Source organism: Methanothermobacter sp. CaT2 (genome assembly GCF_000828575.1).
Classification (GTDB): Archaea; Methanobacteriota; Methanobacteria; order Methanobacteriales; family Methanothermobacteraceae; genus Methanothermobacter.
This window is the reverse complement of record NZ_AP011952.1, coordinates 1,301,261-1,324,030: the sequence shown is the minus strand read 5'-3', so window position 1 is coordinate 1,324,030 and position 22,770 is coordinate 1,301,261. Positions and strand designations below refer to the sequence as shown.

Here is a 22,770-nt window from a genome sequence, read left to right as displayed (position 1 = left end):
ATTTTAATTTTTAAAGGGGGATAATCCGATGTTCAGGACACTCATAATCTATGAGAGCACCTATGGGTCCACAGAGGAGGTTGCATCTAAAACCGGGATGATACTTGGACCATCGAGGTGCTGCAGGGTCCCTGAATTCCAGGAGCCCTTCAGGGACTTTGAATTCTTTGTAATTGGATCCGGTGTCTACCGGGGGAGAATGCACCCACGAATAACTGATTTTATAAGGGAAAACCCATGGCTCAGGGAGAAACCCGTGGCACTCTTCTCAGTTTCCCTGAGTAGAGAGGATGGTCTGAGAGCCATTAAGGAAGTTGAAGATCTTATCGGAGGTAGCATATATTCCCGGGCGCTTGGTGGACGTATGAAACTCGGCGAACTTTCAGAGGAGGACCTTGCTGATCTCCAGGCGTTCTCTGAGGTCACCGGTATTGAGTTGAGTGACGTTGATCTCCTGGATAAAGGGGAGGTCACTGAATTTGCACTTGAACTGAGGGACATCCGTGACTCCCTCATGACCTCCATTGATGAGGGTGAACTCCGTGGATTCATTGACGAATTCCTCAGATCACACAACACCTGCACCCTTGCAACCTGCCATGGAGGACAGCCACGGGCCACACCCCTTGAGTACATATATGATGGGGATTCCCTCCTCATAATCAGTGAGGGTGGTGAGAAATTTGCAGGTCTCCCCGAGAATGAACGGGTTTCAGTTGCAGTATACGAGGACTACACATCCATGAGCGACCTTGCAGGGATGCAGATAACGGGTGCTGCCAGCATACTCCATGGAAAGGATGCTGAACATGTTTATAAGCTGAGGGGTCTCAACCCGGATGCAGTGAAGGATCTGAACATTGATATGAATGTCATAAGGATTGATATCATGAAGGTTGAATTCCTCAACAGTAAATTCAGGGACCTCTCAGCATGCCCAAAGCAGGTCCTCTGGGTTAAAAAAGAGTAATTAAAATTGACTGCACGTAAAAACCCTTAAATGATTAATCAGAGGTCACTGCAACCTTTGATAATAAAATATAAAAAATGGAAACCTGTGGCTTCCATCTTTTATATTTTTAATCCTTTCGGAGCTGAATTTCTATTGCTGAAACATTGGTAGCGGTTCCCTCGTTACCAATGATCTCCTCTGTGCATATGTCGATGTTCTCTATCTGTATGTCTGGTATGAAGCGGTTCCTTACAATCTCTGCAACGTCAACAGCCCGGCTTATGGCTCTTCCACGGGCTTTAAGGATCACTTCACTGGTCCCACCGTTCATCTGAGTAACCACGGCCAGAACATAGTTCATTACAGGCTTGTTTCCGATGTATACTACATTCTCCTCTGACATCACTTAACCTCCAAGAGTGTCTGTAATAAAGATAGAAACCCAAGATTATATAAACTTTGTGATATGGTAACTGAAAAATTTAATAACAATCATGATCCCCATAAACAGCCCCGCACATTCTAGCACCAAGGTTAACAGCCCCCCTGAAACCTGCTGTGAGGCTGGATCCATGCATAACATCGATGAGGGGTGCCCCTGAAACCTCAGATATGCGGGTCTCTGCAAGGCCTCCCAGTATCAGTTCGGGTTCAGTCCTGATGATGGCCTCCTCAATATCAGAAACATCGACCCCGACAAGTATCTCTGACCTCAATCCAGGCACCCCTCTAAGGTTTTCCAGTGTGTAATCACCTATCATATCCATTGATACAAGAACTGGCTTCATCCGCAGTTCAGTTATGAATTCTGTGAGTGCAACGGCCCTTGTTGGTCCTGAAACTACCGCCACCCTCAGACCCTCAAGTTCAGCCCTTATTCGATCCCTCTCCTCGATAAAAGCTGAGAATTCCTCATTTATGGGATAATCGAGGTTGAGATACCCGAGAACCTCCCTGTAAAATCTGAGTGAATTTGAAAAACCTATGGGGATGGGGTGGTGGATGAAGGGTGTCCCGAAGTTCTCCTCAAGGAAGCGGCAGGGGGCGATACCCGAGACATCACAGAAGGAGCAGTTGAGGTGGCCCGCCGGGATCATGGTCATGTCCCTGATGCTGCATCCTGATGTCAGGACACAGTTCACATCCACCCCCATCAATGATAGGGACTCCCTGACCTCCCTGAGGTCGGCTCCGCCCCTGAATTCACCTATTATGTTGACTGAAGGCTTAGATGATGGCTCCATCCTCCAGCAGAATTTATGGATGAGTGCCATCATCACCTCCTCATATCCCTCACCCTGACTGGATTCAAATCCACCGGCACTGACGGTTATGAGCTCCGCGTCCACGAGTTCTGAGGTCTCATCTGCAACCCGCCCTATATCCTCTCCGATTATGCTGGTTGCACAGGAACTCATAATTACTATGATATCAGGTTTTCGTGTCCTGTCAACCTCTATTATCCTGTCCCTGAGTTTCTCTGATGCTCCGAAGACCACGTCTGATTCTGATAGTTCTGTTGATGCCACAGCTATCCTCCGCCCGCCCCTGGCTGTGAGTAGATAGCCTATATGGTATGCGCATCCCCTGGGGCCATGGATGAGGGGTACTGCATTTTTTATGCCTGTCACCGCCCTCACGGCACCGAAGAGCTTGCAGGTTGAAACTGGCCCCATATCATACCAGCTCAATCACTTTTCTATTTAAGGCTCAGAATCTTGTTTATGGCGTCCAGTACTGCCTCAACACTCGCCATGACTATGTCCTCCCTGGTGGACCTTCCTGTGGCCTTGTTACCCTCCCCGTCACTCATGACAACGAAGACCTCTGCAAGTGCGTTTGTACCACCAGTTATGGCCTCTATGTTGTATTCATCGAGTTCTATGTCTGCTGTTTCACTTACAAGGCTTTGTATGGCGTTTATTGCAGCATCTACAGGTCCAACCCCTGTCATGGATGTTGTCTTGACCTCGTCACCGATTCTGAGCTTAACTGTGGCTGTTGGCATCACACTCTCCCCTGTCATGACTGCTATGCCCTCCAGCTTCACTATTTCCCTGCTGGCCTTTCCAAGGATGGTGACGGCCATGGCCCTCAGATCAGCATCCGTGATCCTCTTACCCTTATCTCCAAGCCTCTTGACCTGTTCATAGAGTGTGCAGAACTGTTCCTCCTTCATCTCTATTCCGTATTCCTGGAGCTTTGATCTGAGGGCGTTGGCTCCTGTGTGTTTACCAAGGACTATCCTCCTCTTGTGGCCCACCATCTCAGGGGTTATTGGTTCATAGGTTTCAGCCTTTTCAAGGACTCCATGCACGTGTATGCCGGCTTCATGTGCAAAGGCGTTTTCACCGACTATGGCCTTGTTGGGGGGCATCCTGACACCGGTTATCTTTGAGACGAATTCTGAGATGTTGACGAGTTCCACGGTTCTTATATCCACCGGGAGGTCATACCTGGTTATGAGGGCCATTACAACCTCCTCAAGGGCAGCGTTTCCTGCCCTTTCACCGAGACCATTCACTGTTGCATGTACCTGTGATGCCCCGGCCTCCACCGCTGCAAGGGAGTTGGCGACTGCCAGGCCGAAGTCATTGTGACAGTGCACGCTTATGGGTACCCTGAGTTCCTCCTTAAGCCGGGATACCAGGTGGTTCATGGCCCGGGGTATCATGACCCCGACGGTATCCGGGACGTTTATGATCTCGGCACCGGCATCCTCGGCTGCACGGTATACCTCAACCAGGTAATCAAATTCAGTCCTTGTTGCATCCTCCGCAGAGAACTCAACCTTCAGGCCATGTTCAGCCGCATATTCCACTCCAAAGACCGCCCTGTCTATTATCTCATCAGGGGACATTTTGAGCTTGTATTCCCGGTGGAGTGGTGATGTCCCTATGAAGGTGTGTATGTAATCAACTCCACAGTCTATTGCCGCGTCTATGTCCTCACGGAGCACCCTTGCCAAACCACAGATATTTGCTTCAAGTCCGAGTTCAACTATTCTCCTTATGGAGTTCATTTCACCTGGAGATGCTGCAGGGAACCCTGCCTCGATTGTATCGACTCCAAGGGCGTCGAGCTTCCTTGCTATACCCGTCTTTTCCTCCACTGTGAGGGCCACTCCAGGTGTCTGTTCACCATCCCTCAGTGTTGTGTCAAATATCCTGACATTCTCCGGGAGATTCATTTCTCCTTTAACCTCTTCTATGTACATCTTGATTCCCCGTGGTCTGGCATTTTATCTGCTTAAATTTCTGTGGGCTACAATTAAAAGCTTTTACACACAGTATGTTATAAGTTATATCTTATAAGTTATAACCCGGGTTCCCGGGTGCCAGGTAATTTACAGAAAACCATTAAACCGCCATGCTCAGGCTCAGGAAATTTCTGAGACCCGGGGCAAGGCCCAGTATAAATATCACAAGCTTGAGGGCCTCTGAATCCATATCGGACTCAACGTATCTATCAATGGCATAGAGGGCCGTCAGTATAACCGCCATCTTCAGGGGAAACATGACCATGGCAGTGCCCGTGAGGCCTGTTAGGGCTGATGGCAGCACATGCTGCTCTATATAGCCGTACCAGTCAACGGCAACGTAGGTTGAGGATGCATCGAAGAGGTGTGCATATATAACAGGGAGGTTCATCCTGCCCCGGAGGAACTCCCACCTCAAGCTCAGGGCGTAAAATGCTGCTGAAAAAACTGAGAACACTCCGAGGACGGAGAGGAAGGGTACCGGATCTATGTGACGTATGCTGATGAGGTTGGGCGCAGCGAGGACAGAGCCCGTGGCAAATATAAGTTTCCTGTAATCCCAGCCACGGGTCTCCTCAAGTTTAACCGCGGCTATTAGTGTTGCTATGGTTGTAAGGCCCACAAGGATGTATATGCCCGGGGTTACCAGAAGGTGTGTTAGCGGGTATATCCCGTTATCAACAAGGGCCCTTGCACCGGAGCCCAGGAATATGAAGGGAAGCAGGGGCACAAGTAGCTCGCCTGGATCCTTTTTAAGCCATCTGAACATCCTGAGTATTATCAGAACAGCTATTCCGAGTACAATCCCGAATACGACCGTGTTCAGTGGTGTGTAACCAGGGTGCAGGTAAAAGAAGTTGCTCTCAAGGAACTCGATGATTTCAGATATCATGTCACTCCCCCATGTTGAGGAGGTATGTCTGTCGAGGGCTGCAATGCATCTGATGACCGTGCCATGCCCGCATACGCTATTGAAGAATAGATTCCACTGGGAGGGTCAAATATGAGGTGTGCTGCCCAATTAGAGTTATCAGGATCAGACATAATCCCTCATCCTTCCAAGTAATTTCTTGTTTATGACCTCCCTCACAATGAGTGGGAGTGGTGTCCTGCTTCCTGCTGGCTCTGTTTTTCCCTTAAGGATAGCCCTGACTATATCATCAGCCTCGCCCTCAGAGTCAACCAGGGTGAAGGAGCTTCCAACGGCCTCCAGAAAGTGGGCGTCACTTGCACCTATCTCTGGTATGCCTCTTTTCCTTGCAAACTTCCGGGCCCTCCAGTTCGAGTAGCCCACGATGTACCTGGAGTTCAGGGTCTCGATGGCGTCAACACGGATGTTACGCTCATTCACAAAGAGTCCCTGCCGGTACCTCACAAAGGGGTGGGGTATTATGGCGACTCCATCCTGGTCATGTATCTCATCCAGGGTCTCGACCGGAGTGAGTCCCCTCGAGATCTCCTCCTGGATGCCAAGGGCAACGATATGTCCAGCAGATGTGCTGAGCTCCATTGCGGGTACCACGGTTATGCCCATTCCCCGGGACTCCTTGAGGGCGATTATTGATCCCTTCATTGTGTTGTGGTCTGCAACTGCCACCGCATCAAGACCCACGGCTGAGGCCCTCCTGAGGATCTCCCTGGGGGTTCCCCTCGCATCACCAGAATATACGCTGTGTATGTGGGGGTCTATCCTGATCATCCCATCACCCTGTACTCAATACTCCAGCAAAACAACACAAACATCAACTCACCCTATACTCAATACTCCTTATGAGACCCACGGGTCCTGTCATCATAACATCCCCCGCCGGTGCTGCATGGTGGACATCAAGGTCTATACCGTCAAGTATGCCCCTCTGGGGACCGGTTGCAACCACCTTGACCGGTTCGCCAACAGCATCAATGACATGGGCACCGTGACCGCCATCTCCATGGATTTCACCGTGGGTCAGCTCACCCAGGCAGAGCCTTATAATGAAGTCCTCGAGTTTAGCCGGTGAGAGCATGCGGGTGTGGTGCTCCATGACACCATGTATCCTCCCTTCAAGGATGCTGGCTGCCAGGGTGTGTCCATTTCCCACGTCCACCACGACAATCGGCTCATCTGAACTGACTGCAGGATCCATGAGTGCCCCGGTCACTGAGGCGAACTTTGAATCCATGATGAGGGTGGGGTGTCTGATGGCCTTCTCAATGGACTTCATCCTTGTGAAGTACTCAGGGACGTCTCCCAGGTAGGAGAACTCCTCCGGGGGGATGGGTACGGATAATTTCTCCCTGATCTTCATGAATCTGAAGTTCCTATCACCCATATCACCCCCGGCCCCGTGGTCCTGTACAGCAACACCCAGCAAATCAAAGTCCAGATCAACGTCAAAGCATGCAAGTGCCCCTCTTATGGCCTCAAGGTCTACGTCCCTGAATTCAATGCTCTGAAGTCCCGGGTTTTCCTCTGATATCTCTATTCCCATGGCCATGACCCTTTCAGGATCATCCCTGACTGTCCTGGCTGCTTCAGGTGTCATGACCACCCGGTTTCCGGCTCCGATGTGTTCAAGTATTGCACGTGTAACCGGGCCCCCGCCCATTGTCTGTCCACTGATAAAGACATCGCCACTGATCCCCCGGATTCTCCCTGCAATTATCCTTGTTGGTGAGGGCATTACCATCTTCAGGGAGTTCTCTATCCTGTCGATCCCCGTGTCATGGTACATTATATCCTGGGTTCCGGCCCCCACATCAACTGCAAGTATTTTCATGTGGGAAACATATCTCATCACTGTTTATTAACCATTCCCTTTGATGTACATATATGTACAGTAAAGTTTTAAATAGTTCTTTAAAGATATCTTACTGCATGGAAATGATGATTTCATCAGTAGGGACCAGTTCCAGCCATGAGGTGATATGATGAATAAGATCGTTCTTGATGAAAATGAAATACCAAAGAAGTGGTACAACATTAACCCGGACCTTCCCTCACCACTACCAGAACCAAAAAACCCTGAGGGTGGGAAGAACATTGAAAACCTGCCAAGGGTATTCTCAAGGGGAGTGCTTGAGCAGGAGATGTCCATGGAGAGATGGATAAAGATTCCCAGGGAGGTCATGGACGTCTATAAGATGATTGGAAGGCCCACACCACTATTCAGGGCAAAGGGCCTTGAGGAGATGCTGGACACTCCGGCAAGGATATACTACAAGAGGGAAGACTATTCCCCCACAGGGAGCCATAAACTGAACACCGCCATAGCCCAGGCATACTATGCCCGGAAGGATGGTGCAGAGAGATTAACAACAGAGACCGGTGCAGGGCAGTGGGGAACAGCCCTCTCCCTTGCCTGCTCACTGATGGACCTCCAGTGCAAGGTCTACATGGTCAGAGTATCCTTCAACCAGAAACCCTTCAGAAAAACCATAATGCAGCTATACGGTGGTGAGGTTGTACCATCCCCAAGCAATCACACAGAATTTGGTCGCAGGATGCTCAAGGAGGACCCCGAACATCCCGGATCCCTGGGTATAGCCATATCTGAGGCCATGGAGGAGGCTCTCCAGGAAGAAAACGTCTACTACTCCCTTGGAAGTGTACTTAACCATGTGCTCCTTCACCAGACCGTAATAGGTCTTGAGACAAAGAAACAGCTTGAAATCGCAGGTGAAACACCAGACATCATGATAGGGTGCGTTGGAGGGGGCAGCAACTTCGGGGGGGCCATCTTCCCCTTCGTGAAGGACAAGCTTGATGGTAAGCTGGACTGTGAATTCATTGCTGCAGAGCCAAAGTCATGCCCAACACTCACAGCCGGAGAGTACCGCTACGACTTCGGTGACACTGCAGGCATGACCCCGCTCCTCAAGATGTACACCCTCGGCCACGACTTTGTACCCCCATCCGTCCATGCCGGTGGCCTCAGGTACCATGGAATGTCACCCCAGGTCGCACTCCTCGTGAGGGAGGGTGTGATCAATGCCAGGGCCGTTCCCCAGCACACCATATTCGAGAGCGGCGTCAAGTTTGCAAAGGCAGAGGGTGTTGTGCCGGCCCCGGAAACATGCCATGCCATAAGTGTGGCAATCGATGAAGCACGCAAGTGCCGGGAAACCGGTGAAGAGAAGACCATAGTTATCAGTTTCTCAGGCCATGGCCTCCTCGACCTTAAGGGATACGGTGACTACCTGGAGGGTAAAATCTAAACCCCTCCACCACCTCACCCCTACTGATTTTTTTCTCCCGGAGCCATCCAGAAACGGTGATGGCCGCTTCAATAGATATAAATACCATCATCACCTACACTAAAATTAATTTATATCAATCTCATCAAGGTGATCTGATGGACTACAGGAACATAGTTATCGGTGCCATGGTTCTCATCATAGCACTGATGGTTGGTTTCAATGTTGCCCTGTACCTGGGGGCCCAGGACCAGAATGTAACCCAGCTGGATTGGTCAGATAATGCAACAACAGATATGAGTTTTGCAAATGAATCCCCGGCACCGGTCAGCACCGACAACACAAAAACCACCACCAAGAAGATAAAAACAAACACAAGCAGTGCTGAAAACAGCACAGAAACATCTGAACCTGAAGAACCAGCAGGAAACCAGACCACATAGGAGGATTTTAATGTACAGAATAGGTGAAGCACTCATAGGAAGCGGCAACGAAGTCGCGCATATAGATCTCATCATAGGGGATAAGGAGGGAAACGCAGGGGCCGCCTTCGCAAATGGTCTCACAAACCTTTCACTGGGTCACACCCCACTTCTATCAGTCGTAAGACCCAACCTCATGACCAAGCCCGCCACACTCATCGTGCCAAAGGTCACGGTGAGCTGCCTTGAGGATGCCGATAAGGTATTTGGTCCTGCCCAGACAGCAGTGGCACGTGCAGTTGCTGATTCCGTTGAGGAGGGCATAATCCCCGAGGAAAAGGCTGAAGACCTGGTTGTTATAGTCAGCGTATTCATACACCCTGAGGCAGAGGACTACAGGAAGATATACCAGTACAACTACGGAGCAACCAAGCTTGCCCTCAGAAGGGCCATGGAGGGCTACCCATCAGTCAGAAAGGTCCTCAGTGAAAAGGACCGCGGAAGCCATCCCATAATGGGCTTCAGGGCCGTGAGGCTCTGGAACCCCCCATACCTGCAGGTTGCCCTTGACCTCGATAGCATGGAGGAGATGGAGAGGATCATCAACACCCTTCCTGACAGGGAGCGTATACTGCTTGAAGCTGGAACACCCCTTGTCAAGAAATTCGGTGTGGGTGTTGTCAGGAGGATAAGGGAGCTTAGAAGGGATGCCTTCATAATAGCGGACCTCAAAACCCTGGATGTTGGAAGGATAGAGGTCAAAATGGCTGCAGATGAAACTGCGGACGCCGTTGCAATATCAGGCCTCGGGACAGTTGAGTCCATTGAAAAGGCCATCCACGAGGCCCAGAAACAGGGAATCTACTCCATACTTGACATGATGAACGTTGAAAACTTCGTCGATAAACTCAGGGGACTCAAATACAAACCCGACATTGTTCTCCTCCACAGAAACGTTGACCTTGAAACCCTCAGAGCTGAACGTGGAGAGGAACTTGGTGAAATGAGTGAATGGGGTAACATCAGGGAGATAAAGGAGATCCTTGGACCCAGGGGCCTTGTGGCAGTGGCAGGGGGAATAACACCCTCAAAGATGCAGGAGGCCCTTGACAGCGGCGCAGACATAATAGTCGTTGGCAGGTACATAATAGGATCAAGGGACGTCAGGAGGGCTGCAGAGGACTTCCTTGAGCACATGCCCCAGGACCCCGACACCATGAGACTGCCCCTCGACGAGGACGAAGCAATCTAGAACTGGAGGGGGTTGCATGATACTCGGTATATGTGGAAGCCCCAGGAAGCAGGCAACAGAACATGTCCTTGAAAGGGCCCTCTCAATGCTTGAGGATGATGGCCTTGAGACAGAGTTCTTCACGGTGAGGGGTAAGAACATCTCCCCCTGCAGACACTGTGATTACTGCCTGAGGAATAAGGAATGTGTGCTGAAGGATGACATGTTCCCCCTATATGAACTACTCCGGAGGGCCGCCGGGATCATAATTGCAACCCCCGTGTACAATGGAGGTGTCAGCGCCCAGATAAAGGCCATCATGGATCGTTGCCGGGCACTGGGTGCTGAAGACTATGACTCCCTCCGCGGGAAGGTTGGTATGGGTATAGCTGTTGGTGGTGATAGATGCGGGGGGCAGGAGCCAGCCCTCATGCAGATCCACACCTTCTACATACTCAACGGCGTCATACCCGTAAGTGGAGGTTCCTTCGGTGCAAATCTGGGGGCCTGTTTCTGGTCAAGGGACACCCTTGAGGGTGTTAAAGAGGACTCATATGGATTCAAAACCCTCAAAAAGACCCTGGGCATGTTTAAAAGGTTCCTGGACTCTGAAGGACCCTGAAATTCTTTTTTATTCGGAATTTATTTAAATCCGTCAACTCTTTATTTCTGGTGATTCAATGGCATCTTCAGGCACATCCAAACTTCTAAAGGGCAGTTTCCTTATAATGATAGGCAACCTCCTGTTCAGGGTCGGGGGCTACATCTACAGGGTGCTCATGACGCGTCTGCTTGGACCCGAGGGCTACGGTTTGCTTGGACTCACACTCCCCTTCCAGGGAATATTCCAGATACTGGCAGCGGGGGGCCTTCCTCCAGCCATTGCAAAGTACGTGGCCCAGCATAGGGCTCTGAATGAGGAGGAGATGGCGCGCCAGGTCGTTGTGACATCCCTAAAGGTGATGATATTCCTGGGTATAGCCTTTTCCCTGGTCATGTTTTTCACTGCCCCCTGGCTTGCAAATGATTTCTTCCACAAACCAGCGGCCCAGTACCCCCTCCAGGCGGTTGCCCTCATAACACCATTCAGTGTCATTGTTGGGGCATTCCGTGGAGCATTTCAGGGCATATACCGCATGGAATACGTCGTGATTACAAGGGCTGTTGAGCAGGTTTTCATGATAACAATGGCTGTTGTATTCGTCATGGCAGGTTTCTATGCAGCCGGGGCGGTCATTGGCACCTCCATGGGGTTCCTTGCATCAGCCATCTCAGCCATAATCATCTTTCGCAGACTGATAAACAGTTACTTTCCGCCCGCCCCACCCGAAAAGAGACTGGGCCTCAGGGAGGAACTTGGACTTGTCAAGACCCTGATATCCTTCTCGATCCCGGTCATAATAACCGCCCTCTCTGAGATGGCCATATACGACATAAGCGTATTCGTAATAGGATACTTCATGGCAACAACCTCGGTGGGGTACTACACCGCCGCCGATCCTGTTGCAAGGCTCCCTCTTGTGATATCAATGTCTGTAGCCACGGCTGTACTTCCAGCAGCCTCTGAAGCATTCGCCCTGAAGGATCAGAATCTCCTTGAGACCTACATTGTCCAGTCATACCGGGTCGTGACCCTCCTTGTGCTGCCAATGTGTGTGGGTATAGCCGTGTTCTCAGGGCCCCTCCTTGAACTCCTCTTTGGGAGGGACTTCATCTTTGGGGCTGGGGCCCTCAGCATACTCGTGGTGGGTATGAGCTTCTACACCCTCTTCATGATATCATCAAGCATAGCCCAGGGGATAGGGTACCCCCGCCTCCCCATGTATGTCCTGGTGGGTGGGACCATCATAAACCTTGTACTCAACGTTGCCCTTGTACCCATGCTCGGGATCGAGGGAGGGGCCCTTGCAACAACCCTTGCAGCCCTAATTATAATGATCATAATCCTGTGGAAGACCACACAGATAACAGGTGTGAAGCTTCCAGGGATGGCGTTCATCAGGATAGCCACTGCATCCGGGGTTATGGGTGGTTTCATGATTCTGCTCCCCCAGAACATCCCAGGCCTCCTTGCAGCCATCATCTTCGCTCCCCTGGTTTATGGTCTGAGCATTCTCCTTGTCGGTGGTGTTGAGAAGAGGGATGTGAGGCTCATTCGAAGGTTAGGTGCAAGGATGGGGCCCCTCAGTGGTGCAGTTGCAAGAATGGCTGATCTGATGGACCGGTGGGCGAGATAGTTGATGGCATAAAGATATAAAGAACCGGCGCCATAGGTTCTACAATGAGATTTGCCTGTAGAATCCCTATCAACGATCTTGAAGTTCCGGTTGATGAGAGAATGTTCAAGCTCCTCAACCTCATCCACAGGATGGGCTCCATAACAGTTGCAGCAAGGGATGCTGGAATTCCCTACAGAAGCGCCCTTGCATACATACGGAACGTCGAGGATATCCTTGGCGAGAACATAGTGGAGACCCGGCGTGGTGGAAGGGGAGGTGGTGGAGGCAGCAGGCTCACAGATACAGGCCTGATGATCATCAAGGAGTACCTTAAACTAAAGAGGGCCCTCGAAAGACAGAGAACTGTGAATGAACTTGAGGGTGTCGTTAAGGAGGTTTCAGCGGATGGTCTCAGGGTTGTGGTAGGGGGTTTCACCATTGATGCCGCCCGTGCAGAGGATGTATCCGCCGGGGACAGGGTCATCCTCCTTGTTGAACCCGACGATGTTGTCCTGATGAGGGAAAGGCAGGTCACAAGCATGAGGAACATCATCAGGGGGAGGGTGACAGGTCTTGAGATGAAGGGGGACATCGTAAGGGTCAGAGTGGACGCCGGTGATGGACTTGAAATTGAAACCCATATAACACCGGCTTCACAGAGGAACCTCCAGCTTAAACTGGGCACAATGATCTACGCCGGTTTTAAGGCAGTTGCTGTTACCGTCCTGAAGATATGAGGTGTTCACATAATCTCAAAACGCATTAACCTTTCATGAAGATGGGAGTGGTTCACTTGAAGATAATTGTTGATCCAGATAAGTGCACAGCATGTGGCGAGTGCCGGGAGGCATGCCCCAAGGGTGGTAAGATATGGACCATCCAGAGAGGGAAGCCTGCAACCCCATCAAATCTTGAATTCTGCCACCAGTGCATGATCTGCGCAAGTAAGTGTCCTGAGGGCGCCATAAGAATTATCAGGGATGATAACTATGAGAAGAAGTATGAAGACGAGGGAAACCCTTGAAACCCATGTGAAGGTGGATCTTGAAATCGACGGGAGTGGAAAATCAAGCGTGAACACCGGTCTCGGATTCCTTGACCACATGCTTGAATCAGTTGCACGCCATGGACTCCTTGACCTGGAGGTTGAGGCGAGGGGTGACCTGGAGGTTGACGACCATCATACCGTTGAGGATGTTGCCCTCACACTGGGGGAGGCCCTGAGGGAGGCCCTGGGTGATAAGAGCGGTATAAGGAGGATGGCCCATGCCATGGTCCCAATGGATGATGCCCTTGCAACCGTTGCCCTGGACCTCAGTGGAAGGCCCTATACGGTCCTTGAACTGGAATTCGATGATGCTGTGATAGGTGATGTGAAATCACAGAACATAGGACACTTCATTGAGTCCCTTGCGGTATCTGCAGCCATGAACATCCACGCCTCCGTGAGGGGAAGGAACGACCATCACAAGGCCGAGGCTCTATTTAAGGCCCTTGCCCTTGCAATCCGGGACGCTGTCCGGGTTGAACACGGGGAAATTCCAAGCACGAAGGGCAAATTGTAATATGGAACAGGATATGGGATGAAAACTCCAGTTCCAGATAATTTAGCCGGCATTCCGGCTCCACTGAAACAGTAAAGCACCTCTCCACGCAACCGTAAGCCCCTTTTTTTCATTGATTAACATGAGTCACCTCCATGGTGGATTGTGCCTCAGCCATGTTCATCCAGAGACCACCATGGGGACCCAGAAAACATCAGACACGCTTCAAGTATATCCATTCACTGATAATATCAAATCTTAATTTGTAAACATTTATTAACCTTTTTTAACATATATTGTATCAGGATCAGGCTCACCGGCCATGATCATATCATTGAAGGACTGCAAATCGCGGTTATCAACTGGAATGGGGGTGAACGTTTTGTGTGAACTTTTAGGAATGTGTTTCAACCAGGAGGTGCAGCCATCCTTCTCCTTGAGGGGTTTCAGGATGAGATCAGAGCGCAACCCCCACGGATGGGGGCTTGCCTTCTATCCGGACAAATCCGTCCAGGTGTATAAGGAGCCAGTAAAATCCAGAAAAAGCATTATGGCGGAGATCATGGAGGGCTATAACCTTATCAGATCCAGCATCATAATGTCCCATGTCCGGACTAAAAGCAGTGGAGAGATCTCCCACAAGGATACCCATCCTTCCAGAGGGAGTGGGACGGTAGAGAATATGTATTCGCCCACAATGGCACCCTAAATGCAGAATTTAACCTGGAAGACGGAAGATACCGGCCAGTAGGTGAAACTGACTCTGAGATAGCCTTTTGCCATATCATGAACCAGATCAGCGAAAAGGGGGTTACATTCAAGGATGAATCAGAATACAGGTGGCTATGGGACCTCCTGCGGGATATAAACCAGCGCGGAACATTCAACTGCCTTCTATCCGATGGCAGGCATCTCTTCTGTTACCATGACCATGCCGGATACAATGGTCTCTGCCAGCTGCACCGAAGGGCACCCTATGATAAAGTGAAACTCCTGGACGATGACTACGAGATAAACCTTGCCCATGAGAAAAGACCCGACCAGGAGGGCTACATCATCGCAAGCAATCCTCTGACCAATGAAAAATGGGAAGAATTCCAGGAGGGTGAACTGAGGGTCTACAGGGATGGTAAACTGGTATACATCTCCGGAGAATAGGTTAATCTGAACCTCTCCATCCCCACTTCATTTTGCTGTGGAACTTCAAAACTTGTGTGGATGTCTTTTCAGCTGAGACCTCTAAAATTATATTAAAGGGAGAAAAAAAGTAAAACCAGAACTGATCTATTCTGGTTTGGCCAGAAGATCAGTTTTGCTTAATGTTTCGCCCTCTTTACCGTGTGGTGTCCTGAGGACGGTGTCGTTGGCCTTTTCAATCTCCCTTGCTTCTACTGCAAGTTTGGCTGCTGCGGCCAGCATTTCATGTGCTGATGCAACTATTGGTATGTACTTGTCTGGATCCTGCACCATGAAGCAGCCCTTAACGTCTATATCTGCAACCTTGGTGGCTATCTCATATGCTGCCATGGCCTTGGCCTTTGCATATGGGTTCTCATATCCTGCTGCCTCAACAGCCACGTCGGTATCTATAACAACCTGTGGAAGTTCAGGAGCCTTTCCAGCCTCAACATCGGCAATCATGGCATCAATTGTGTTCTGAACGACCCTGTATGCACCTGTGAACGCCAGAACCTTTATAACGTCGGAGTTGAAGGATGCCATCTCTGTTGGGTCCAGGAACTCCCTCCTGGCACCTATCATTGGGTCCGCCTTAACTATGATGTAACCGAGTCCCTGTTCCTCTATTTCATCCTTTACCCTCAGACCTGGAGCGTCACCAATTATCATGGCAGGGACGTCAGCCTCTGATAGGAGTTCCCTTGCCTTTGCAGGGCCCGGTGCACCGGGGTTTGGACTTATAAATATAACAAAGTCCCTGTCCATTTCAAGCATGGTGGGTACTGCCCTCTCAATTTCATCAGGGTTCATCTTTGCACCAGAACCAACCACACAGACATCTATGTTTGGCCTGTCGGCCCTCTCATCTAGTAACAGGTCAAGTACCGGTGAGGTCCCGATGTTACCGCATCTTATTATCCCAATTTTTACAACCATTAGATCACCAGAATCTTATTATTTTGCACCTTATTAAGTATTTTATGATTTAAAGATTATGATTAAGCTTTTATATCAGTAGTATATTTTTCACGGTTGCTGGGATGCGGATGGTTAAAATTCAAATTATAAATAATATTTTAATCATTTAATTTAATATTGAATTTATTAATCACAGGGTCTTTCAACAACAAGGACATTGCCCGTGAAGATCCTTGAAAATATCTCCCTCTTAACTGTGATCCTCCCAAGTGCAGGGTCTGCAAGTGTGACATTTCTCTCATCCATGGACATGATGACTGTGTAGTGACATGTGTCTCCATACTTAACAAAGACTATGTGGTTTTTTCTAAGATCATTGAGTTCCATTTTAACTCCCCTTGCTCTCAGGCCCTTTGAAGTTGCTGCAACGATCAGTCCATACATTGTGGTACCTGATTCGTCTGTACCTGCAAGTTCTGCAAGTTCTGCCTCGGTACAGTTCACTCCAAGGTTTCTGAGGACCGTTGCAAGCGCTGCCGGTCCACAGCTGTAGCTCCTGCTCTGCATGACTATAACCTCATCACCCAGAGATGTGCTCATAACAAAAACCTCCATTTTAATACTGATGTTAATAATTAATTATTAAATGTTATTAATAAATGTTGGTGATCTGTGGAATATGGAAGAACCTCAGGGATCTCCAGAGAAACAATCAGCTGAGAATATGAGAAGAGGACTACCAGAAAGAAGAGGTGCGCAGACAGCCAGAACAACCTACCTGAAATGTTTGCGGGCATCCCAGATTCGTTTCATGGACTTAAAACCACCTCTGGGACCGGCAAATTCATTAAAATCTTCTACAAGTTCTGAAAGCTTGCTTAAAGCAGCTTCAGCGTTTCTGACAATGTCTGATGCTGCTGGTGGTCTGACATCATCCACCACATCCCTCAGATCACCAGCATCAGCAACCGGTATCCCCACCTCACCGGCGAGGTCAACACTGGCATGCCTCCCGTGGAAGCCCTTAATCTTGATGGAGGGGACACCCAGTACCGCCGCCTCGATTGTGATGCCCATTCCGGCACCGTATACCATGAGGTCAGCGGCGCTCATGAGGGAGGGAAGGTCAACGAAGCCCTCAAGTACCTCCACGTTGCCAGATTTTACAAAGCTCCTGACATAATCCGGGCTGAAACGGAACGGGACAACCAGGACTCTCCTGTCAAGTGCTTCAACCCCTGAGATCACCTCCGGTATGTCCCTTCTCCTCAGGTCCCCGCCAAGTACAAGGAGGGTGTAGTCCCTTATCCCCGGGTCTACGATCTGGAGGCGGCTCACATAGAGGGCGTGGGGGTATCCTCCGATGACCTCAACATTCTCAAGGAGGTACTGGTCCTCAAGGTAATCCCTGTAGCGTCCTGAAGGTGCCGTTACAATGTCTGCGAAGGCTATCATCTCGATGGGGTTGTAGATATCCTGTTCAACGTGGAGGACACCGATACCCCTGAGACGTGAAGCTGCTATGGCCTTCCTGACATCGCCGGCATTTCCACATGTGAGGACCAGGTCAGGCTCTATCACCCCGAGGTGCCTCCAGGTCCTCATGATGTCCCTCAGGACAAGTGCTCCAACCTCAACCGCCCTCCCTGACCGGCTCCTGCCTGCACCCATGGAATAGAATCGTGAACAGAGGCCATCAAGGATCTCCCTAACACCATCGCCATGACAGAGGCAGTGATAATCATGTTCAGTGTCTTCCATCAGGGGGTGGAATGTCTTCGCAGGGGCCATTTCAGCTGCAACTGCCAGCCTCAGAGTAACACCTCCAGAGAACGTATATTGCTGATATGAATCCTATAAGGTAGAATACCCAGACCACAAGGTCCGTGGGTCCCGTTTCAACCCATACAATTGTCTGGGCCAGTATGATGGAGTATATACCCGTGAAAAAGCCGTCGAGAACTCCCTGAATTCGGTGCATGAGCCCCAGAAGCAGGCCCAGTATAAACATCTGGAAAAGCATTGCATGTAATCCGAAATCGAGGAGGGATGGTCCAAAAATCGTGGATGTTGTGGAGTGGCTGTAACCCAGTACAACCTCCCCAACGATTGCCCTGGGGTCGGTGGAGTGGATGTACCCTGTCAGGGTGTAATAGAGAAGTTTGCCGCCTGTTGCACCTTGCAGGGATATTATCCTGTCAAAGACTGTGAGGGTGTAGCCTGCCCTGTAGAGGAGAAGTTCCACCGGGTTAAGGGTCCAGGTCTGCCACTCAATGGATTTAACTGCAACGTAGCCAACAAGAAGAGCTGCAACTGCAAGCGCAGAGATTAAAACTCCCAGTTCCCTCCAGGAGGGCCTGGCTGAATAGTAGAGGGTTATGGTGCCGCTGAGGAGTATGACCACCACAGTTGTCCTGTAACCTGTGAGGGCGAAGAGAATGGCCCCCATGATGAGGGGGATGTAGTATTTCCTCCGTGGATACGCTGCCAGGAGTATGTTGATGGATGGGAGGAATAACAGGTATGAGATGAACCATAACTTTGTGACAGCCCTTGCCTTGAGGTATCCGCTTAGGAGTGGGATTCCCCCCAGAAGATACAGGTTAATTGCCTGGATGAGAATTCCGGCAATCACTAAAGCCACGAGGAATGGTTCGGAACCTTCATGGGTCCTTATCTTCCCTATCCTGAACCCTGATGATAGGTAAACACCTCCAATGAGGGCGACCGTTCCGGTGGCAATGTATATGATGGAAAGGGCTGAAGGTGGTTCAAGTCCCCTCAGGCCGAGTCCGGTTCCGGTCAGTGCCAGGGAAAGGTAGATTATAATGACAGCCACCACTGAGTATGGTGAAAACACATCAAACCTCATTTATGGCCCCCCCTTCTGGATCAGCAGAAATCCCTCCATGCTAAAACTCCCAGGCATTCCTTGTGAAATTTGCAGCAAACTGTGGGCAGGATGCGGCATGTATGTGGATGTAGCTTGCAAGGGATGAGCCTGATGTGATACCATCAAGGGAATCCACTATCCCCCTCCCCCGGAGGACCCTGAAGGCGAATTTTCCGCCTGAAGCCCCCAGGACCCTTGAGTAGTGGAACTCATGTCCCCTGAATTTATCACCGGCCTCTGTGATCAGGTTATCCATCACTGCCTCGGCTATCACGTAACTCAATCCCTGGACGCGTCCTGTCATTTCAGCGGGGTGTGGGAAAACACCGCACATTTCACGTTCATCGATTGAACTCATGAGGTACATGAGGCCCCCGCATTCCCCGAAGATAGGTCTCCCATCTGCATGGAACCTCTGGATGGACTTCCTCATTGAGGTGTTGGATTCAAGTTCCGCTGCAAAGATCTCGGGGTATCCCCCACCGATGTAGACGGCGTCAACATCTGGAAGCTCCTCGTCGTGTATGGGGCTGAAGGGAACCACAGATGCTGCGTTGTCCTCAAGGGCCTCAATGTTCTCCTGGTAGTAGAAGTTAAAGGCCTCGTCGATGGCAACACCTATCCTAACCCTCTTTCTGTTTCCCCTCTGCCAGAGAGGTTGCCTTTCACCCCTTATCTTCCCTGCGGAGGACATTATATCCTGAAGGGCCTCCAGGTCAATGTACTCCTCCATTGCAAGGCCCCACTTCTCGATTTGGGCTGCTATGGTATCCCTCTCAACTGCAGGGACAAGGCCGAGGTGTCTCTGTTCAACCTCGAGTTCACTGCTGCGGGGTATGCCCCCAATAACCGCTGTGCCGGTCAGTTCCTCCACGGCCCTTCTGGTCTTGAGGTAGTGCCTCCTGTTCTTGACCTGGTTCAGTATGACGCCCTCTATTTTAACCTCCCTGTCGAGGCTTCTGAATCCTAGGACCATTGCTGCAGCGCTCTTAACAAGGCTCCTTGAGTTTATTATAAGGACAACCGGAGCATCGAGTGCCTTTGCAACTGATGCCGTACTTCCTGTATCTCCTATCGGGCTTATACCCTCATATAATCCCCTTACACCCTCTATTATGCCCATCCTGGATCCTGATAATTTCATGGCCCTTGTGAATGCCTCCCTTATCTGGGCCTCTGTCATGAAGAATGAGTCAAGGTTCCTTGAGGTGTTGCCGGTGGCCATGGTATGATAGGATGGGTCTATGTAGTCTGGGCCAACCTTGAAGGGCTGCACGCCTCTACCTGAGAGCGCCTTCATTATCCCTGTTGCTATTGTGGTCTTACCAACCGCACTCCCTGTCCCTGCAAGTACAACTCTCATGTATGATGGTCAGCGCTCAATTTATTTAAATTATTTGTAACAAACAGAGAAAAATGACCGGAGCTGATGGAATGCATCAGCCCCGTAAGATACCCTGCGGCCGACAGAAGATGATGGAGTTTAGAGACTGCATCAGCACCTGATAAGGTACCTTGCCCTTGCTGTGTGGGACTTTCCATGTACAAGACAGAAATCCGCGTCACAGTGACTGCATACCCACATACCCTCTGGACAGGTGGGACCCTTCTCATACCTCAGTGTACCGTCCCTGCCACAGAAGGGGCAGTGGTTCCTGAAGGCAGCCCTGTGTTCAGCGTAGTCTGTGTGGAGTGAGCATGAACATCTACCCACCGATTCAACGTACTGTGAAGTTACCCTGTGGTAAGATGCTCCCACATCACGGGATGTGCGTCTGTAGACCCTGACGTGTTTCCTCTTGTAGACCTTCTTCCGGTAGTAGGCCTTTGTATGAACCCTCTTTTTCTTGTAGACCTTCTTCCTGTAGTAGGCCTTTGTATGAACCCTCTTTTTCTTGTAGGTGTGCTTTGCTGCAGCAACCTTAACCGGCTTCACGGTTACAAAGTTCTTCCATCCTCCGCATCATGGGAAGCAGCCACACCTGCTGCTACCATGGGAAGGAGGAACAGGGATGTAATAAAAAATCGCTTAATTGTACCGCCTCCAATCCAGAAATACGTTTATCGTTCCCTCTGGATGGTAGGAATATAACTGCGAAGCCATATATAAATATTTTGCCTCCAAATCAAAAAATAAGGCATCATAAAACTCTTTTTTTCAATTAAAACCTTTTAATCCTTTTTCAAATATGCTGATAATGGATGTGTCATTTTTATTTCCCCTTTAAACCTCTTTGACAATCTAAATCGTCTTTTTCGAAAAATAAGTCATTTTAAGCTCCTTTCTGGTTGCGATGGTCCAATGGATTATACTGAAAGAGGCTGCAAAATCCATCTGGATCATTTAGAGGTCTGATTCGAATTTCGTGCCTGATTCGGTGGTTTAAATTGTGAAATAGCCGTTAAAATGTTCATATATCCAACTGTCATTAAAACTCATTTAATGGTTAATTTCTGGTCATCTGGCAGTCCAATCTAATGGTAAAATCTGGCAGTCCATGTACTGGTAAAATAATTAATAGAAGCCTCCACATATATACCTCCATGAGTCTCGGTGAAAGGGTCCAGGTACTAAGTGACAGCGCCCAGTTTGACCTGTGTGATTACAGTGCTGACCCATCACAGCGAAATACAGCTGTCCCTGGCATCTACTACACCAGTTACAGGGGCTGCAGGGTCCCCCTCTTCAAGGTGCTCCTCACCAACAGGTGCTGCAATGACTGCAGGTACTGTATAAACAGCTCATGCGAGATGCCGGTGGAGCTCAGCCCTGAGGAAATTGCCAGGGTATTCCTTGACTACTATGAGAGGAGATATGTTGATGGTCTCTTCCTAAGTTCCGGTGTCAGCCACGACCCGGATGAAACCATGGAGCGTCTCATAGAAACCCTCAGGATCCTCCGTCTGGAAGGCTATGGTGGTTACATACACCTCAAGATCATACCGGGATCCTCCATGGATAGCATAAAGAGGGCCATGGAGCTTGCAAGCCGTGTGAGCATCAACATCGAGACAGCCACCCCCGATGGCCTGGATGAGCTTTCATCAACCAAGGATTACGGTGTTGATATACTCCGGAGAATGAGGTGGATACACAGGTTACGGAAGAGGCACCCCGAACTTGCACCCTCAGGTCAGAGCACACAGCTCATGGTTGGGGCCGTTGATGAAACAGATGAGGATATAGTGAAAAGAGTCGGGTGGATCCATGACCGTTTCTCAATTAAAAGGGTTTACTTCAGCGGCTTCCAGCCCATGGAGGGCACTCCCCTCGAATCCAGGGATGAAGCTGATCCTATGAGGGTTCTTAGGCTTTATCAGGCAGATTCCCTCCTCAGTTCCTATGGTTTCAGTCCAGATGAACTCAGGTTCAGTGGGGGCTACCTTGACACGGACCTTGACCCGAAATATGCTGCTGCAATGGATATGGATATCTTTCCTGTTGACCTTGAGAGCGCACCCTACCATGAAATCATAAGGGTCCCCGGGATCGGTCCCAAGTCTGCCAGGAGAATAATTGAGATGCGCAGCAGGACACGCCTCACACCTGAAAGGCTCAGAAAGATGGGTGTGAGGATGAATAGGGCAGAACCATTCATATACCTTGATGGCTTCCAGTCCACACTGGCTGAATGGGGTAAAGATAGAAGGGAGTGAAGCAGCCATGGGCGATCCACGGGCGCCTAAAGTTCAGAAAACAGCTCCCATATATCAGGGTACTTATTCCTCACCGCCTGCTCTATAAGGGCAGATGCCTCCCTGCTTATGCTGAATTCTGGCTGCGTCTTTTTAAGGTACCTTAAAACAGCTGCTGATCTTGCAGACCAAAGGGTAACCCGGGGATTCTTCTTAACTTCCCGTATGACCTCCTGGATGCGTGCATCATCATCCTTTCCGGTATCTTTTTCAGGTTCCTTCCTTGTCCTTGACTGGATCAGTGCATCCAGTCCCATTCCAAGGCCCTTCTTCTGTGTCAT

General features: G+C 49.9%; 23 protein-coding genes and 1 pseudogene. 11 read left to right on the top strand and 13 right to left on the bottom strand.

What is annotated here, in order from left to right:
• The first annotated feature begins 28 nt into the window (after positions 1-28).
• Complete coding sequence (locus MTCT_RS06880) at positions 29-970, top strand: pyridoxamine 5'-phosphate oxidase family protein (protein ID WP_010877094.1); 942 nt, start codon at positions 29-31, stop codon at positions 968-970.
• A gap of 109 nt (positions 971-1,079) precedes the next feature.
• Here the strand turns inward: MTCT_RS06880 and albA are convergent, their stop codons facing one another.
• The 6 genes from albA to MTCT_RS06850 form a co-directional block, all read right to left on the bottom strand.
• Complete coding sequence (albA, locus tag MTCT_RS06875; protein ID WP_013294904.1) at positions 1,080-1,355, bottom strand: DNA-binding protein Alba; 276 nt, start codon at positions 1,353-1,355, stop codon at positions 1,080-1,082.
• A gap of 79 nt (positions 1,356-1,434) precedes the next feature.
• The gene (locus tag MTCT_RS06870; protein ID WP_048061062.1) at positions 1,435-2,628 is read right to left on the bottom strand and encodes a nitrogenase component 1; all 1,194 of its coding nucleotides are present in this window, start codon (positions 2,626-2,628) and stop codon (positions 1,435-1,437) included.
• 23 nt (positions 2,629-2,651) lie between these two features.
• Positions 2,652-4,169, bottom strand: coding sequence for a 2-isopropylmalate synthase (locus tag MTCT_RS06865; RefSeq protein ID WP_010877091.1), 1,518 nt, complete (start codon positions 4,167-4,169; stop codon positions 2,652-2,654).
• A gap of 142 nt (positions 4,170-4,311) precedes the next feature.
• Positions 4,312-5,103, bottom strand: a complete 792-nt coding sequence (locus MTCT_RS06860; protein ID WP_010877090.1) for a DUF63 family protein — start codon at positions 5,101-5,103, stop codon at positions 4,312-4,314.
• A gap of 144 nt (positions 5,104-5,247) precedes the next feature.
• Positions 5,248-5,910: a PHP domain-containing protein gene (locus tag MTCT_RS06855; protein WP_173402637.1), complete on the bottom strand. Its 663-nt coding sequence runs from the start codon at positions 5,908-5,910 to the stop codon at positions 5,248-5,250.
• Between the two features lie 43 nt (positions 5,911-5,953).
• Entirely contained in the window at positions 5,954-6,970 is a 1,017-nt protein-coding gene (locus MTCT_RS06850; RefSeq protein ID WP_048176007.1) for a DUF1786 domain-containing protein, read from the bottom strand.
• Positions 6,971-7,118: 148 nt separating this feature from the next.
• On the opposite strand from MTCT_RS06850, the gene MTCT_RS06845 reads away from it, so the two are divergent.
• The 9 genes and pseudogenes from MTCT_RS06845 to MTCT_RS09595 all read left to right on the top strand — a co-directional run bounded on the left by MTCT_RS06845 (position 7,119) and on the right by MTCT_RS09595 (position 14,961).
• Positions 7,119-8,408 (top strand): TrpB-like pyridoxal phosphate-dependent enzyme, encoded by a 1,290-nt coding sequence (locus MTCT_RS06845; RefSeq protein WP_010877086.1) that lies wholly within the window; start codon positions 7,119-7,121, stop codon positions 8,406-8,408.
• A 137-nt stretch (positions 8,409-8,545) separates the two neighbouring features.
• Positions 8,546-8,830, top strand: coding sequence for a hypothetical protein (locus MTCT_RS06840; protein ID WP_048176004.1), 285 nt, complete (start codon positions 8,546-8,548; stop codon positions 8,828-8,830).
• 10 nt (positions 8,831-8,840) lie between these two features.
• Positions 8,841-10,061: a bifunctional 5,6,7,8-tetrahydromethanopterin hydro-lyase/3-hexulose-6-phosphate synthase gene (locus MTCT_RS06835; protein WP_010877084.1), complete on the top strand. Its 1,221-nt coding sequence runs from the start codon at positions 8,841-8,843 to the stop codon at positions 10,059-10,061.
• Positions 10,062-10,077: 16 nt separating this feature from the next.
• The gene (locus MTCT_RS06830; protein WP_048176002.1) at positions 10,078-10,662 is read left to right on the top strand and encodes a flavodoxin family protein; all 585 of its coding nucleotides are present in this window, start codon (positions 10,078-10,080) and stop codon (positions 10,660-10,662) included.
• Positions 10,663-10,720: 58 nt separating this feature from the next.
• Positions 10,721-12,277: an oligosaccharide flippase family protein gene (locus tag MTCT_RS06825; protein WP_048176000.1), complete on the top strand. Its 1,557-nt coding sequence runs from the start codon at positions 10,721-10,723 to the stop codon at positions 12,275-12,277.
• A 44-nt stretch (positions 12,278-12,321) separates the two neighbouring features.
• Positions 12,322-12,996, top strand: a complete 675-nt coding sequence (locus MTCT_RS06820) for a TOBE domain-containing protein (RefSeq protein WP_084126280.1) — start codon at positions 12,322-12,324, stop codon at positions 12,994-12,996.
• 47 nt (positions 12,997-13,043) lie between these two features.
• Complete coding sequence (locus MTCT_RS06815) at positions 13,044-13,283, top strand: 4Fe-4S binding protein (RefSeq protein ID WP_369798278.1); 240 nt, start codon at positions 13,044-13,046, stop codon at positions 13,281-13,283.
• Positions 13,249-13,824, top strand: a complete 576-nt coding sequence (gene hisB / locus MTCT_RS06810; protein WP_048061060.1) for an imidazoleglycerol-phosphate dehydratase HisB — start codon at positions 13,249-13,251, stop codon at positions 13,822-13,824. The genes MTCT_RS06815 and hisB overlap by 35 nt, the downstream gene beginning before the upstream one ends.
• A gap of 301 nt (positions 13,825-14,125) precedes the next feature.
• A pseudogene (locus MTCT_RS09595) lies at positions 14,126-14,961 on the top strand (class II glutamine amidotransferase).
• 126 nt (positions 14,962-15,087) lie between these two features.
• Here MTCT_RS09595 and MTCT_RS06800 read toward each other — a convergent pair.
• The 6 genes from MTCT_RS06800 to MTCT_RS06775 all read right to left on the bottom strand — a co-directional run bounded on the left by MTCT_RS06800 (position 15,088) and on the right by MTCT_RS06775 (position 20,729).
• Positions 15,088-15,918 carry a F420-dependent methylenetetrahydromethanopterin dehydrogenase gene (locus MTCT_RS06800; RefSeq protein WP_010877074.1) on the bottom strand — a complete coding sequence of 277 codons (831 nt, stop codon included), beginning with the start codon at positions 15,916-15,918 and terminating at the stop codon, positions 15,088-15,090.
• 168 nt (positions 15,919-16,086) lie between these two features.
• Positions 16,087-16,515, bottom strand: coding sequence for a C39 family peptidase (locus tag MTCT_RS06795; RefSeq protein ID WP_010877073.1), 429 nt, complete (start codon positions 16,513-16,515; stop codon positions 16,087-16,089).
• A 159-nt stretch (positions 16,516-16,674) separates the two neighbouring features.
• The gene (locus tag MTCT_RS06790) at positions 16,675-17,691 is read right to left on the bottom strand and encodes a hypothetical protein (RefSeq protein ID WP_048175997.1); all 1,017 of its coding nucleotides are present in this window, start codon (positions 17,689-17,691) and stop codon (positions 16,675-16,677) included.
• 1 nt (position 17,692) lies between these two features.
• Positions 17,693-18,772, bottom strand: coding sequence for an oligosaccharide repeat unit polymerase family protein (locus MTCT_RS06785; protein WP_010877071.1), 1,080 nt, complete (start codon positions 18,770-18,772; stop codon positions 17,693-17,695).
• Between the two features lie 40 nt (positions 18,773-18,812).
• Positions 18,813-20,156 carry a Ni-sirohydrochlorin a,c-diamide synthase gene (cfbB, locus tag MTCT_RS06780; protein WP_048175996.1) on the bottom strand — a complete coding sequence of 448 codons (1,344 nt, stop codon included), beginning with the start codon at positions 20,154-20,156 and terminating at the stop codon, positions 18,813-18,815.
• Between the two features lie 132 nt (positions 20,157-20,288).
• Positions 20,289-20,729 carry a hypothetical protein gene (locus MTCT_RS06775; protein ID WP_048175994.1) on the bottom strand — a complete coding sequence of 147 codons (441 nt, stop codon included), beginning with the start codon at positions 20,727-20,729 and terminating at the stop codon, positions 20,289-20,291.
• 608 nt (positions 20,730-21,337) lie between these two features.
• Between MTCT_RS06775 and MTCT_RS06770 the strand changes: the two genes are divergently transcribed.
• A complete protein-coding gene (locus MTCT_RS06770; protein ID WP_048061302.1) occupies positions 21,338-22,450 on the top strand; it encodes a radical SAM protein in 1,113 nt (370 codons plus the stop codon).
• 26 nt (positions 22,451-22,476) lie between these two features.
• Here the strand turns inward: MTCT_RS06770 and MTCT_RS06765 are convergent, their stop codons facing one another.
• Positions 22,477-22,770: a hypothetical protein gene (locus MTCT_RS06765; protein ID WP_010877067.1), complete on the bottom strand. Its 294-nt coding sequence runs from the start codon at positions 22,768-22,770 to the stop codon at positions 22,477-22,479.

Coding starts and splice junctions, on each gene's coding strand:
- MTCT_RS06800 (WP_010877074.1), bottom strand. CDS start 15,918: ATGGTTGTAAAAATTGGGATAATAAGATGCGGTAACATCGGGACCTCA.
- MTCT_RS06855 (WP_173402637.1), bottom strand. CDS start 5,910: ATGATCAGGATAGACCCCCACATACACAGCGTATATTCTGGTGATGCG.
- MTCT_RS06765 (WP_010877067.1), bottom strand. CDS start 22,770: ATGACACAGAAGAAGGGCCTTGGAATGGGACTGGATGCACTGATCCAG.
- albA (WP_013294904.1), bottom strand. CDS start 1,355: ATGTCAGAGGAGAATGTAGTATACATCGGAAACAAGCCTGTAATGAAC.
- MTCT_RS06770 (WP_048061302.1), top strand. CDS start 21,338: ATGAGTCTCGGTGAAAGGGTCCAGGTACTAAGTGACAGCGCCCAGTTT.
- MTCT_RS06825 (WP_048176000.1), top strand. CDS start 10,721: ATGGCATCTTCAGGCACATCCAAACTTCTAAAGGGCAGTTTCCTTATA.
- MTCT_RS06865 (WP_010877091.1), bottom strand. CDS start 4,169: ATGTACATAGAAGAGGTTAAAGGAGAAATGAATCTCCCGGAGAATGTC.
- MTCT_RS06785 (WP_010877071.1), bottom strand. CDS start 18,772: ATGAGGTTTGATGTGTTTTCACCATACTCAGTGGTGGCTGTCATTATA.
- MTCT_RS06830 (WP_048176002.1), top strand. CDS start 10,078: ATGATACTCGGTATATGTGGAAGCCCCAGGAAGCAGGCAACAGAACAT.
- MTCT_RS06820 (WP_084126280.1), top strand. CDS start 12,322: ATGAGATTTGCCTGTAGAATCCCTATCAACGATCTTGAAGTTCCGGTT.
- MTCT_RS06840 (WP_048176004.1), top strand. CDS start 8,546: ATGGACTACAGGAACATAGTTATCGGTGCCATGGTTCTCATCATAGCA.
- MTCT_RS06790 (WP_048175997.1), bottom strand. CDS start 17,691: ATGGCCCCTGCGAAGACATTCCACCCCCTGATGGAAGACACTGAACAT.
- hisB (WP_048061060.1), top strand. CDS start 13,249: ATGAGAAGAAGTATGAAGACGAGGGAAACCCTTGAAACCCATGTGAAG.
- MTCT_RS06850 (WP_048176007.1), bottom strand. CDS start 6,970: ATGAAAATACTTGCAGTTGATGTGGGGGCCGGAACCCAGGATATAATG.
- MTCT_RS06880 (WP_010877094.1), top strand. CDS start 29: ATGTTCAGGACACTCATAATCTATGAGAGCACCTATGGGTCCACAGAG.
- cfbB (WP_048175996.1), bottom strand. CDS start 20,156: ATGAGAGTTGTACTTGCAGGGACAGGGAGTGCGGTTGGTAAGACCACA.
- MTCT_RS06835 (WP_010877084.1), top strand. CDS start 8,841: ATGTACAGAATAGGTGAAGCACTCATAGGAAGCGGCAACGAAGTCGCG.
- MTCT_RS06870 (WP_048061062.1), bottom strand. CDS start 2,628: ATGGGGCCAGTTTCAACCTGCAAGCTCTTCGGTGCCGTGAGGGCGGTG.
- MTCT_RS06795 (WP_010877073.1), bottom strand. CDS start 16,515: ATGGAGGTTTTTGTTATGAGCACATCTCTGGGTGATGAGGTTATAGTC.
- MTCT_RS06845 (WP_010877086.1), top strand. CDS start 7,119: ATGATGAATAAGATCGTTCTTGATGAAAATGAAATACCAAAGAAGTGG.
- MTCT_RS06860 (WP_010877090.1), bottom strand. CDS start 5,103: ATGATATCTGAAATCATCGAGTTCCTTGAGAGCAACTTCTTTTACCTG.